Genomic DNA, 12,104 nt, shown 5'->3' with positions numbered 1-12,104 from the left:
GGATGGACATCAGCGGCGGCGCCGGGGAGACCGGTGCGGGCTTCATCGAGCTGGAGGGCGTCGAGAAGGTCTTCGACGTGCGCCGGAAGACCGGGTTCCTGAAGCGGGAGCGGCGTGAGGTGCGGGCGGTGGACGGGCTGTCGTTCACCGTGGCCCGGGGCGAGATGGTCGGCTACATCGGCCCGAACGGCGCCGGGAAGTCGACGACGATCAAGATGCTCACCGGCATCCTCACGCCGAGCGGCGGACGGCTGCGGGTCGCGGGCATCGACCCGTCACGGGAGCGGACGCGGCTGGCGCACCGCATCGGGGTGGTGTTCGGGCAGCGGACGACGCTGTGGTGGGACCTGCCGCTGATCGACTCCTACCGGCTGATGCACCGCATGTACCGGATTCCGGACGCGCGCTACCGGGCGAACCTAGAGCGCTGTGTGGAGCTCCTGCGGCTCGGGTCCCTGCTGGACGTTCCGGTGCGGCAGCTGTCGCTGGGGCAGCGGATGCGCGGCGACATCGCGGCGGCGCTGCTGCACGACCCGGACGTGCTGTACCTGGACGAGCCGACGATCGGCCTGGACGTGGTGTCGAAGGCCAAGGTGCGGGGGTTCCTGCGGGAGCTGAACGCGGAGCGGGGCACGACGGTGCTGCTGACCACGCACGACCTGCAGGACATCGAGCAGTTGTGTTCCCGGGTGATGGTGATCGACCACGGGCGGCTGATGTACGACGGGCCGCTGGCGGGGCTGCACGAGGCGGGGGAGAGCGAGCGGACCCTGGTGGTGGACCTGGAGCGGGAGGTGCCGCCGATCGAGGCGCCGGCGCCCGCGCGGGTGGTGCGGGTGGAGGGGCCCCGGCAGTGGCTGGCGTTCCCCGCGTCGGCGTCGGCCGCGGGGCTGGTGGCGGACATCGCGGCCCGGTACCCGCTGGTGGACCTCTCGGTGCGGGAGCCGGACATCGAAGCGGTGATCGCCAGGATCTATGCGGAACGGGCGAGCGCGTAGTGCCCGGCGGGGTGAGCTCGTAGGCTGCTGCACATGACCGACGACCACGCCCCGGACCTCCGCGCGTCCGACGCCGACCGTGAACGAGTCGCCGAGGTCCTGCGGGACGCCCTCGCCGAAGGCCGCCTGGACATGGCCGAGTTCGAGGAGCGACTGGAGACCACCTACCGCGCGCGGACCTACGGGGACCTGGCGCCGATCACCCGGGACCTGCCGGCCGGGGAGGGCGGCGCGGCGCCGGTGGCGAGGGTGTCGATGACCAAGGAGCCCGCGGGGAGCGGGGGCTGGGCGGGGCGGATCACCGGCGGTGAGGGGTCGTCGACGTGGGCGGTCGCCGTGATGTCCGGCTTCGAGCGCAAGGGCCGCTGGACGGTGCCGAAGCGGTTCAACTGCTTCGCGTTCTGGGGCGGCGGTGAGCTGGACCTGCGGGAGGCGAACTTCGCGGACGGCGAGGTGGTGATCAACTGCGTCGCGATCATGGGGGGCATGAACGTGGTCGTGCCGCCCGGGGTCGAGGTGGTCGTGCGCGGCATCGGGGTCATGGGCGGTTTCGACCACAGCGAGGAGGGCGTCCCCGCCGAGCCGGGCGCGCCGCGCGTGGTCGTCACGGGCTTCGCCTTCTGGGGCGGGGTCGGGGTGGAGCGCAAGGTGACGCGGGCGGAGCGGCTGCGGCTGAAGGAGGAGCGGCGGCGGGAGAAGCTGGAGCGGAAGGCCGCGCGGCGGGAGCTGCACGCGTCGTACCGGGAGGACGTGGAGGACGCCCACCGGGCGATGCTGGACGGGCATCGGGGGCTGATGCGGGAGCACCGGGAGGAGCTGCGGGAGCGGCGGCGGGAGGAGCGGGAGCGGCGGCGGGGGGACGCGGACTGACCGCGGGCCGGCGCACGTCCGTGAGCGCCTGTCGGTGGTGGCCGGGAGGGGGTCGTCGCGGCCCGGCGTTGCGGGGTGCCGCTGCGCCCACCCGTGCCGCCCCAGCGGCACGACTGCCCGCAGCCATGGCCGGTCCGACCCCGGTCACAGGGTCGCCGGGGACGTGGTCCTCAGGTCGTTCAGGTTCAGGGCCGTCGCCATCCGCGCGTACCCCCTGTCGCTGGGGTGGAGGTGGTCGCCGCTGTCGTACTGCGGGCTCAGGCGGCGCGGGTCGTAGGGGTCGCGCAGGGCCGCGTCGAAGTCGGTGACCGCGTCGAAGACCCGGCCCTCGCGGATCTCCTCGTTGATCTCCTGCCGCATGGTCTCGCGCGCGTCGGTGTAGCCGCTGTGCCCGCCGAACGGCATCACCGTCGCGCCGACGACCTTGAGCCCGTGGGCGTGGGCCATGTCGACCAGCGTGCGCAGGCCCGCGAGGACGGAGTCCCGGTCGGCGAGTTCCGGGCTGTGCAGGATGTCGTTGACGCCGACGGCGACGACGACCACCCTGGCGTTGGTGCGGCCCAGCACGTCCCGCGGGAACCGGGACAGCGTGCTGGGGTTGGCGGGCGGCGTGCCCGTGCCGCTGGTCAGCAGCCGGTTGCCGCTGATGCCCTGGTTGACGACGCTGTAGCGGGGCACGTTCCGCCCGGTCCCGGCGGCCGTGCGCAGCCGCTCGGTGAGGACGTCGGTCCAGCGGTGGTTGGCGTCCATGGCGGAGCCGTAGCCGTCGGTGATCGAGTCGCCGAGCGCGACGACGGTGCCGACGGCCTCGTGGCTCAGCACGTCCAGCGCCGTCACGTAGCGCCAGTACGAGGTCCGGCCCGTGTACGCGGCGGCGGTGGCGTCCTCGGCGCGGTCGCCCTCGGCGACGTAGCTGGTCTGCCGTGCGTGCGGGTGGTAGGTGACCGGGCCGGAGGCCACGGGGGAGTACGTCGTGATCAGGACGTCGCCGCCGCGGGGCACGGCGATGCGGGCGGCGTCGCTCATCACCTGCCCGCCCGCCGGGACGACCACCCGGGGGCTGCCGCCGAAGGTGAGCCGGCGCATGCTGCCGGGGGCCGCGGCGGCGGTGCCGTCGCCGGTGGCCAGGGCGATGGACGCGTGGGTGACGGTCAGCGGCGAGCGGCCGTACAGGTTGGACAGGGTGATCCGGGCGCCGTTGCCGCCGACGCCGGCGTGCACGACGTTGCGTACCGAGCGGCCGGCCATGCCCCGCGCCGCGGTGCCCGGTTCCGGGCCGGCGGGCGAGGTGGACCAGGCGCCTACCCAGGTGCCGGTGGAGGCGGGCGCGGCGTCGTTGTACGGGGGCCGGCCGCCGGCGGCCGGGGTGCGGTCCGGCGTGCCGTCGACGGAGGTCACCGTGGCGTATATGGCGGCGCAGATCGCCACCGTCAGGGCGACGATCGCGGCCAGCAGGGCACGCTGCTTGCGGGGAGGCGCCCCCGCGTCTCCGTCACGACCCTGGGTCATGCTGTGTTGTTCTCCTCGGACGAGGGGAGCTTCGAGGCTCCGGTCCCATGAACCCATGATGCGGCATGGGGCGGGCAGAGGACGCGTGACCCCCCGGCTTCCCGCCTCCCTGTCGGACGCCGGGAACTTGTGTTCCGTTCCGGGAGTCGGTCAGGAAGGGACAATGGGTGCGGGACGGATCGTCGAACGGTGGAGCGGATGGCACGCACGAAGACAGAACGTCCGGAGGGTTCCATGGGTGGCGGGCAGGGCGCCGAGGCGGGTGAGAGCCCGTCCTCCGCCACCTCGGCCGGGGCCGTCCGCAACCGGGCGATGACGGCGTTCAGTCCGGCCGACGAGGAGAAGCGGCGCGGCGTGCGCCGCATGAAGCTGACCGCCACCGGCCTGCTGCTGTTCGTGGCCCTGGTCTACGTCCTGGCCGAGTGGGCCTCCCACCGGGGCGCGGGCGCCTGGGCGGGCTATGTGTCCGCGGCCGCCGAGGCCGGCATGGTCGGCGCGCTCGCCGACTGGTTCGCGGTCACCGCCCTCTTCCGCCACCCCCTCGGGCTGCCCATTCCGCACACCGCGATCATCCCGAGGAAGAAGGACCAGCTGGGCGTCTCGCTGGGCGAGTTCGTCGGTGAGAACTTCCTCTCCGAGGACGTCGTACGGCAGCGGCTGCGCGCCGTCGGCATCGGCAGCCGGCTCGGTGCGTGGCTGGCGGTGCCCGAGCACGCCGACCGGGTGACGGCCGAGCTGTCCGCGGCCCTGCGCGGCGCCCTGACCGTGCTGCGCGACTCCGACGTGCAGGCGGTGGTCGGCGAGGCCATCACGCGGCGGGCCGACGCCCAGGAGATCGCGCCGGGGATCGGCAAGATGCTGGACCGGGTCGTCGCCGACGGGGGGCACCGCCGGGTCGTCGACCTGATCGTCTCCCGCGCCCACGACTGGCTGGTGCTGCACGGCGACTCCGTGATGGACGCCGTGCAGGGCGGGGCGCCCGGGTGGACGCCCCGGTTCGTGGACAAGAAGGTCGGCGAACGGGTCTACAAGGAGCTGCTGCGCTTCGTCACCGAGATGCGCGACATGCCCGCCCACCCCGCGCGCGGCGCCCTCGACCGCTTCCTCACCGACTTCGCCTCCGACCTGCAGTCCGACACCGAGACCCGGGCGCGCGTGGAGCGGCTGAAGACGGATGTGCTGGGCCGCGGCGAGGTGCAGGACCTGATCGCCTCCGCCTGGACCGCCGTACGCTCCATGATCGTCTCGGCGGCGGAGGACGAGCGCAGCGAGCTGCGGCTGCGGGTCCGGGCGTCGCTGCTGTCGCTGGGTGCCCGGATGGCCTCGGACCCGAAGGTGCAGGGCAAGGTCGACTCGTGGGTCGAGGACGCCGCGGTGTACGTCGTCACCACCTACCGGCGGGAGATCACGTCCCTGATCACCGACACGGTGGCGGGCTGGGACGCCGAGCACACCACGAAGAAGATCGAGGCGAACATCGGCCGGGACCTGCAGTTCATCCGGATCAACGGCACGGTCGTCGGCTCGCTGGCCGGGCTGCTGATCTACACGCTCTCCCGCGTCCTGGGGGCGTAGCCCGCAGGGCCCCGCCGTGAGGTTCCCGCCCGCGCGCGGAGACGGGACCTGACCGGCCGAGCGTGCCCGCCCCGGTTGGGGGCACACGGGTTCCGATCGCTCGGTCCGACGGCGTCGCACGGCACCTTCGGGACCGGGCGGCGTCGTCCCACGGTCCTCAAGGGAGAGGGAGCCATGTCAGCGGAATCGTCGTCGCCGGACTCCGTACCCGCCTCCACGGGAACCGTCACCACAGCGGTCCCCGCCCGCCTCGACCGGCTGCCCTGGTCCCGGTGGCACTGGATGATCGTGATCGGCCTCGGCACCGTCTGGATCCTGGACGGTCTGGAGGTCACGATCGTCGGCAACGTGGCCGGCCGGATCGCCGAGGACGGCAGCGGCCTGGACATCAGCTCCGCCCAGATCACCGGCCTGGCCGCCGCCCTCTACGTGGCCGGTGCCTGCTCGGGCGCCCTGTTCTTCGGCTGGCTGACCGACCGCCACGGCCGCAAGAAGCTGTTCATGGTGACGCTGGTCGTGTACCTGCTGGCGACCGCGCTGACCGCGGTGTCGTTCGAGTCCTGGTGGTTCTTCCTGTTCCGGTTCCTCACCGGTTTCGGCATCGGTGGCGAGTACGCGGCCATCAACTCGGCGATCGACGAGCTGATCCCGTCCCAGTACCGGGGCCGGGTCGACCTCATCATCAACGGCAGCTACTGGCTGGGCGCCATCGGCGGTTCCCTGCTGTCCATCGTCATGCTGGACACCGACATCTTCCCGAAGGACCTCGGCTGGCGGCTCAGCTTCGCCCTCGGTGTGGTCCTCGGCCTGGTCATCCTGCTGGTGCGCCGGCACGTCCCGGAGAGCCCGCGCTGGCAGTTCATCCACGGCTACGGCGACGAAGCGGAGCGACTCGTCTCCTCCGTCGAACGGGAGATCGAGCAGGAGAAGGGGGAACGGCTGCCGCGGCCGGCCGGCGAGATCACCATCCACCAGCGCAAGAGCATCGGCTTCGGCCTGATCGCCAAGACCGTCTTCGGCAAGTACCCGCGCCGCGCGGTCCTCGGCCTGTCCCTCTTCATCGGCCAGGCGTTCCTCTACAACGCCATCACCTTCGGCTTCGGCACCATCCTCATCACCTTCTTCGACGTGCCGACCGGCCAGACCGGCTACTACTTCGCCGTCATCGCGGCCGGCAACTTCCTCGGCCCGCTGCTGCTCGGCAAGCTCTTCGACACCGTCGGCCGCCGGATCATGATCTCGGGCACCTACCTGCTGTCGGGCGTTCTGCTGTTCGTCACGGCGTGGCTCTTCGACCGGGGCTCGCTGAACGCCGACACCATGACGGCCTGCTGGTGCGTGGTGCTGTTCTTCGCCTCCGCGGGCGCCTCCAGCGCCTATCTGACCGTCTCCGAGATCTTCCCCATGGAGACCCGGGCGATGGCCATCGCCTTCTTCTACGCCCTCGGCACCGCCGCCGGCGGTATCAGCGGCCCGCTGCTCTTCGCCGACCTCACGGAGTCCGGCGTCGTCGGCGACACGGTGCTCGCCTTCCAGATCGGCGCCGGGCTGATGTGCGCGGCCGGCCTGGTGGCGGCGTTCCTGGCGGTGAAGGCGGAACGCCGGTCCCTGGAGGACATCGCGGAGCCGCTGTCGGCCGCGGGGACGGGCGCGGGAACGGAGAACGCGCCGGGCACGGGCACCGCGACGGCGTAGAGTCCGGGCCGACCGCCTCCCGACCGGCCGACCGCGAGGAGCCTTCGATGACCGTCCGCAGGATCGTCCCCAACATCCACTCCGGGTCCGAGGAGGAACAGGCCGCCGGCCGCGACTTCTACGGCCTGCTGGGTTTCGAGGAGGTCATGGACATGGGCTGGGTGACGACCCTGGCGTCACCGTCCGTCCCCACCGCGCAGATCAGCTTCTTCACCGAGGAACGCACCGGGCCCGTCGTCCCCGACCTCAGCGTGGAGGTCGAGGACGTCGACGCGGTCCACGCGCAGGTCGTCGCGTCCGGCGCGGAGATCGTGCGGGAGCTGCGGGACGAGGAGTGGGGCGTCCGGCGCTTCTTCGTGCGGGACCCGAGCGGGCGCGTGGTGAACGTCCTGACGCACCGCTCCTAGGCCGGCCGGGGCTGGACCGGCGGGGTCAGGCCCGCCGGTCGGCGAGCGCCCAGGAGGCCAGCGCGACGGCACCGGCGACCCCGAACACGGCGGGCCAGGCGCCGACCTTCTTGGCCAGCGGGTGGGACCCCGCGAAACCGGCGACGTACGCGGCCGTCAGCGCCCCGGCGGTCTTCCCGCCGGCCTGCCGGCGCCACTGCTGCGCGGCGGCGGCCCCGGCGACGGCGAGCACGGCCCCGCCGAGCTGCCGCTTCTTGGTCCAGCGGGCCACGCCGTACCCGCCGACGAGACCGCCCGCCGCGACGACCGCGCTGGGAACCTTCGCCATGCCTGCCTCCTGCCCGTGCCGCGGCTCCTGCCGCGCCGATCACTTCCGACCGAGGCTAATCCTCACCGGGCACGGCGCACGCGCCGGGGTGCGCGCCGCCCCGCCGCACACCGACGCCGGTGCGCCGCTCGAGGCGATGCCGGACGACGCGGGCCACCGGGTGATGGACGAGCGCCCGGCCGCCGTGACGGCGGCGGCCCTGACCCGGCTGACGGCACGCAGCACGCCGGACGGATGAGACGCAGGTCACAGGCATCCCGGGCGCCGGCCTGTCACAACTCCTCGCCGGCATCCGTCGTAGCTGTGTACGGCCGAAGAGCACGGCCGACAGCAACGACCAACGACGGAGGAACCCACCATGGACGCTCGCCTCGCCCTCTTCGGCAACCCGATCGCCGGCAAGATCCTTCGGCACATCAACTCGGCGGGCAAGGTCGTGACGGACTCGACGCTGCCGGCCGCCACCCAGGAACTGGTGAAGATCCGCGCGAGCCAGATCAACGGCTGCGGCTTCTGCCTCGACATGCACACCAAGGACGCCGCGAAGGCGGGCGAGACCTCGCTGCGCCTCAACCTGATCGCGGCCTGGCGGGAGGCCAAGGTCTTCACCGACGCCGAGCGCGCCGCCCTGGAGCTGACCGAGCAGGGCACCCGCATCGCCGACGGCGGCGGCGTCAGCGACGAGGCCTGGGCGAACGCGGCGCGGCACTACGACGAGGAGCAGCTGGCCGCGCTGGTCGGGCTGATCGCCGTCATCAACACCTACAACCGGCTGAACGTCATCACCCAGCAGCCGGCGGGCGACTACGAGCCGGGCATGTTCGGCTGACGCCCCCGCGAGACCGCGACGGCCCGCCCCGGCACCGGGGGGCGGGCCGTCGCGCCGCTCAGCCGGCGTGCAGCAGCACCGGGAGCCGCTGGTGGCCGTTGCTGATCAGGGAGGGCACGGACCCGAGGTCGGCCGAGGGGTCGGCGAGGCGGATCCCGGGGAAGCGGTCGAACAGCTTCCGCAGGGCGAGGGTGACCTCCATGCGGGCGAGGGGCGCGCCGAGGCAGAAGTGGACGCCGTGCCCGAACGCCAGGTGGTCCTTGACCGTGCGGGCCGCGTCGAACGTGTCGGCGTTCTCGTGCCAGCCGGGGTGACGGTTGGCAGCGGCGTAGGACGCGAGGATCGCCTCGCCGCGGGCGATGGTCCGCCCGTCGGGCAGGGGGATGTCCGTGACGGCGAACCGCAGCGGCAGGTGCTTGACCGCCGGTTCGTGGCGCAGGGTCTCCTCGACGACGTCGTCCCAGGTGACGGCGCCCTTGCGGACCAGTTCGAGCTGGTCGGGGCGGGTCAGCAGGGTGTGGACGGCCTGGTCGATGACGTTGACCGTGGTCTCGTAGCCGGCGCTGATCATCAGCAGCAGCGTGTCACGCAGTTCGTCGTGCGTCAGGCCCGTGCCGTCGCTCTCGTCGTCCCGTGCGGCGATGAGCAGGGACGTCATGTCGTCGCCGGGAGCGCCGCGCTTGGCCGCGATGAGCTGGTCCAGGACCTCGTACAGCCGCACGGTGTTGGCCTGGGCCTCGTCCTGGCTCAGCGTGGTGTCGAAGACGCCGTCCACGAGGGCCCGGAAGCCCTCCCGCCGGTCCTCGGGCACGCCCATGAGGTGGCCGATCACCGCGATGGGCAGCGGGTAGGCCAGCTCCTGGCGCAGATCGACCGGCTCACCCGCGGGCAGGCCCGCGAGACGGCCGACGAGCCCGTCCACCATGCCCTCGACGGCCGGCCGCATGTGGGCGATGCGGCGGGCGCTGAAGGCGGGCGCCACCAGCCGCCGCAGCTTGCGGTGGTTGGGGCCGTACGCGGTGAACATGTTCTCCACCGCCACCCACAGGGCGAGCGGCCACGTGCCGACCACCTCCCCGAAGGCGGGCCAGTGCGCCCGGGCGTCCTTGGAGACGTCGGGGCCGGTCAGGAGCTGCTTGAGCAGGGCGGGGTCGGAGACCGACCAGGCCTCCACGCCGAGCACGTCCACCCGGGTGGCCGGACCGCGGGCGCGCAGCGCACGGTGCTCGGCGTGGTGGTCGGCACCGGCGGGATCGAGGACGAGCGGAGACTGCTGGTCGGGCATGGCGGGCTCCTCAGACGACGGCGGGAATGGCGGGAAAGGTGACGGGCAGGGATTCCAGGGCGCGGTGGAACGGGCCGGGGCGCCAGACGAGTTCACCGACGGGCACGGCGAGGTCCGTCTCCGGCAGCGCGTCGAGGAGATGGGTGACCGCGGTCTCCGCGATGAGGTAGGCGTGCGAGCGGGCCGGGCAGGTGTGCGGGCCGGTGCTCCAGGCCAGATGGGCGCGGTTGCCCGTGCGGCGGCCCTCGGACACTCCGTCGGTGAGGGCCGGGTCGTTGTTGGCGGCCGACATGGAGATCACGACCGGCTGGTCGGCGGGCAGGAGCACCCCGTCCACGTCGATCGGGTACGGCGGGTACGAGATGCAGTAGTTCGCCATGGGCGGGTCGGTGTACAGGACGGCGTCGAGCGCGTCGCGCACCGTGGACAGCCCGGCGTGCAGGTCGGCGGAGAACTCCTCGTCGGTGAGGATCTTCAGCACGGTGTTGCTGATCAGGTTGGTCAGCGGCTCGATCCCGGCGCCGTAGAGCGTGACGAGCTGGTGGCCCATCTCCTCGTCGCTCAGCCGGGCGGAGTGGCCGATCAGCCGGGACGTGATGTCGTCGCCGGGGTGCTGCCGGCGCAGGCTCACCAGGTCGGCGACGGCCTGCCCGAGGATCTGGTTGCCCTGCTCGGCGTGGGTGGTGTCGAAGATCTTCGCCATGCCGTCGGCGATGCGCACGCCGATCTCGTCCGGGCAGCCCAGCAGCGCGCTCAGGACGCGGAAGGCGATCGGGAACGCGTACTGGGAGAGCAGGTCCGCCTCGCCCCGCTCGCGGAAGTCGCCGATGGCGCCGGAGGCGACCTTCTCGACGAGGGTCCGCAGCCCGTGCTGGTCGACCCCGCCGATCGCGGCGGTGTTCGCGCCGCGGTAGCGGGCGTGCTCGGCGCCCCCGGAGCGCAGCGCGTTGGGCCGCCACTCCATCATCGGCCTGACCGGGCAGGTCGCCGGGATCAGCTTCTCCCACGCGCGCGGGTCGGCGGGGAAGTGCAGCGGGTCGTTGAGGATGCGGCGGGCCTGGTAGTAGCCGATGACCAGCGTCGCCGGGACCCCGGGCGCCAGGTCCACCGGGACGAGGGGGCCGTGGGTGCGGCGCATGCGCCGGTACGCGGCGTGCGGGTCGGCGGCGAACTCCGCGGTGTACAGGGCGATCCGCCCCGGTGGGCTCGCCGGCGCGGACGCGGCGGACGGCATCGTCATCGGCGGGACTCCAGGAGGGCGGCCGAGCGGTGCTCGGAGAGGTACTCGGTGAGCGTGATCAGGGCGTGCAGCGAGGACGTGCGGTCGCGGGCGTCGCAGGTCGTCAGCGGGGTGAAGGCGTCGAGGGCCAGGGCCTCGCGCAGCTCCGCCTCGGGGTAACGCGGCGCGCCGGGGAAGGTGTTCACGGCGACGGCGTACGGTATGCCCCCGCTGTCCAGCAGGCCGAGGGCGTCGTGGGAGGCGTCGAGGTCGCGGGTGTCGGCCAGGACGAGACAGCCGAGCGCCCCCTCGGCCAGGTCCTCCCACAGCGGCTGGAACCGGGCCTGCCCCGGCAGCCCGAACAGGTACAGCGCGATGCGGCCGCCGGCCATGTGGATGCGGCCGAAGTCCATCGCCACCGTGGTCGTGGTCTTGTGCGGGGTGCCCCGCAGATCGTCCACGCCCGCGCTCTCCTGCGTGATGGGTTCCTCCATCCGCAGGGGCTTCACCTCCGAGACGCTGCCGATCAGCGTCGTCTTGCCGACGCCGAAACCCCCCGCGACCACGATCTTGGCCGACCGCGTCACCGTGGCCGGGACGTAGGTGACGGGCGGGTCAGACCATGGAGCGCAGTCCACGCAGTACCTCCTGCAACAGGTCGGATTCGGGCTGATGGTCGCTCGCGGCGACGGGGCTGGCCAGGTGGCCGGAGTCCATCAGCGAGGAGACGAGGATGCGCACCGTGGAGGGCGGCAGCTCCAGCGCGGCGGCGATGTCCGCGACGGCCAGACCGCCCTCCGCGCCGGTGAACAGCCGCATCACCCGCCGGGCGTCCGGGCCGAGGGACTCCACGGGCCCGGACGCGGCGATGAGCACGCTCTCCGGGCGCACGTCGTCACGCGCCCGGACCTGACCGCCGGTGCGGACGTAGGGCCTGACCATGTCGGGGTCACGCCGCGGCCCCGTCATGCCGGCGAGCCGCCTTCCGCGGCCGGCACGCGCTCCTGGGTGCCCAGCTCGTGCCCCACCCGGGTGGCGAGCCGCACCATGTGATGGGAGATCAGCCCGACGTCGGCGTCCGGACCGGTCGTGCACACCGACAGCATGGTGTTCCTCGCGGCGGTCGTCGTCAGGCCGATGCAGCCGACCGACTCGATCAGCAGCTGCCGCATGCCCTGGCCGCCGGTGAACTCGTCCCACGCCTTGCCCGCGGCCCGCAGCGCCGCCGTCAGCGCGGCGAACTTCTCACCGTCGTCCTGGCCGATCGTCTCGGTCCGGGCCTTCAGCAGGCCGTCGCTGCTCATCAGCACGGCGTAGCGGACGCCCTCGACGGTGCCGAGCTCCTGGTCGAGCAGCCAGCCCAGGCTGTTGGTGTGTGTGTCTCGCACG

At 72.9% G+C, this 12,104-nt stretch carries 14 protein-coding genes; 7 read left to right on the top strand and 7 right to left on the bottom strand.

What is annotated here, in order from left to right; translation table 11 throughout:
- The first annotated feature begins 2 nt into the window (after positions 1–2).
- Together ACGF3H_RS05295 and ACGF3H_RS05290 are read left to right on the top strand one after the other, a co-directional pair.
- On the top strand, positions 3–998 hold the full coding sequence (locus ACGF3H_RS05295) for an ABC transporter ATP-binding protein (protein ID WP_362499030.1): 996 nt from the start codon (positions 3–5) through the stop codon (positions 996–998).
- A gap of 33 nt (positions 999–1,031) precedes the next feature.
- A complete protein-coding gene (locus ACGF3H_RS05290) occupies positions 1,032–1,868 on the top strand; it encodes a DUF1707 domain-containing protein (protein ID WP_362499028.1) in 837 nt (278 codons plus the stop codon).
- A 144-nt stretch (positions 1,869–2,012) separates the two neighbouring features.
- On the opposite strand, the gene ACGF3H_RS05285 is transcribed toward ACGF3H_RS05290, so the two are convergent.
- Positions 2,013–3,377, bottom strand: a complete 1,365-nt coding sequence (locus tag ACGF3H_RS05285) for an SGNH/GDSL hydrolase family protein (protein ID WP_362499025.1) — start codon at positions 3,375–3,377, stop codon at positions 2,013–2,015.
- 198 nt (positions 3,378–3,575) lie between these two features.
- Between ACGF3H_RS05285 and ACGF3H_RS05280 the strand changes: the two genes are divergently transcribed.
- From ACGF3H_RS05280 to ACGF3H_RS05270, 3 genes are all read left to right on the top strand, one after another.
- On the top strand, positions 3,576–4,952 hold the full coding sequence (locus ACGF3H_RS05280; RefSeq protein WP_362499021.1) for a DUF445 domain-containing protein: 1,377 nt from the start codon (positions 3,576–3,578) through the stop codon (positions 4,950–4,952).
- Positions 4,953–5,126: 174 nt separating this feature from the next.
- On the top strand, positions 5,127–6,647 hold the full coding sequence (locus ACGF3H_RS05275) for an MFS transporter (protein WP_362499018.1): 1,521 nt from the start codon (positions 5,127–5,129) through the stop codon (positions 6,645–6,647).
- A 47-nt stretch (positions 6,648–6,694) separates the two neighbouring features.
- Positions 6,695–7,054, top strand: a complete 360-nt coding sequence (locus ACGF3H_RS05270; RefSeq protein WP_362499015.1) for a VOC family protein — start codon at positions 6,695–6,697, stop codon at positions 7,052–7,054.
- Positions 7,055–7,079: 25 nt separating this feature from the next.
- Here the strand turns inward: ACGF3H_RS05270 and ACGF3H_RS05265 are convergent, their stop codons facing one another.
- Complete coding sequence (locus ACGF3H_RS05265) at positions 7,080–7,382, bottom strand: hypothetical protein (RefSeq protein WP_362499012.1); 303 nt, start codon at positions 7,380–7,382, stop codon at positions 7,080–7,082.
- Positions 7,383–7,470: 88 nt separating this feature from the next.
- Here ACGF3H_RS05265 and ACGF3H_RS05260 point away from each other — a divergent pair, with 88 nt between their 5' ends.
- Both ACGF3H_RS05260 and ACGF3H_RS05255 read left to right on the top strand, forming a co-directional pair.
- Entirely contained in the window at positions 7,471–7,620 is a 150-nt protein-coding gene (locus tag ACGF3H_RS05260) for a hypothetical protein (RefSeq protein WP_362499009.1), read from the top strand.
- 120 nt (positions 7,621–7,740) lie between these two features.
- A complete protein-coding gene (locus ACGF3H_RS05255; protein WP_362499006.1) occupies positions 7,741–8,211 on the top strand; it encodes a carboxymuconolactone decarboxylase family protein in 471 nt (156 codons plus the stop codon).
- 58 nt (positions 8,212–8,269) lie between these two features.
- Here the strand turns inward: ACGF3H_RS05255 and ACGF3H_RS05250 are convergent, their stop codons facing one another.
- From ACGF3H_RS05250 to ACGF3H_RS05230, 5 genes are read right to left on the bottom strand one after another with little or no spacing between them, the layout of a single operon-like run.
- A complete protein-coding gene (locus tag ACGF3H_RS05250) occupies positions 8,270–9,496 on the bottom strand; it encodes a cytochrome P450 (protein WP_362499003.1) in 1,227 nt (408 codons plus the stop codon).
- Positions 9,497–9,506: 10 nt separating this feature from the next.
- Positions 9,507–10,736 carry a cytochrome P450 gene (locus ACGF3H_RS05245; protein WP_362499000.1) on the bottom strand — a complete coding sequence of 410 codons (1,230 nt, stop codon included), beginning with the start codon at positions 10,734–10,736 and terminating at the stop codon, positions 9,507–9,509.
- The gene (locus ACGF3H_RS05240; RefSeq protein WP_362498998.1) at positions 10,733–11,353 is read right to left on the bottom strand and encodes an ATP/GTP-binding protein; all 621 of its coding nucleotides are present in this window, start codon (positions 11,351–11,353) and stop codon (positions 10,733–10,735) included. Before ACGF3H_RS05240 ends, ACGF3H_RS05245 begins: the two co-directional genes overlap by 4 nt.
- Positions 11,331–11,684, bottom strand: coding sequence for a DUF742 domain-containing protein (locus ACGF3H_RS05235; protein WP_362498996.1), 354 nt, complete (start codon positions 11,682–11,684; stop codon positions 11,331–11,333). Before ACGF3H_RS05235 ends, ACGF3H_RS05240 begins: the two co-directional genes overlap by 23 nt.
- Entirely contained in the window at positions 11,681–12,103 is a 423-nt protein-coding gene (locus tag ACGF3H_RS05230; protein WP_362498994.1) for a roadblock/LC7 domain-containing protein, read from the bottom strand. Before ACGF3H_RS05230 ends, ACGF3H_RS05235 begins: the two co-directional genes overlap by 4 nt.
- Position 12,104: the final 1 nt, after the last annotated feature.

The sequence above is a fragment of the Streptomyces sp. NPDC048185 genome (assembly GCF_043202495.1).
Taxonomy (GTDB): domain Bacteria; phylum Actinomycetota; class Actinomycetes; order Streptomycetales; family Streptomycetaceae; genus Streptomyces.
The sequence above is the reverse complement of the archived record's forward strand: the minus strand, read 5'-3'. Positions and strand labels throughout refer to the sequence as shown.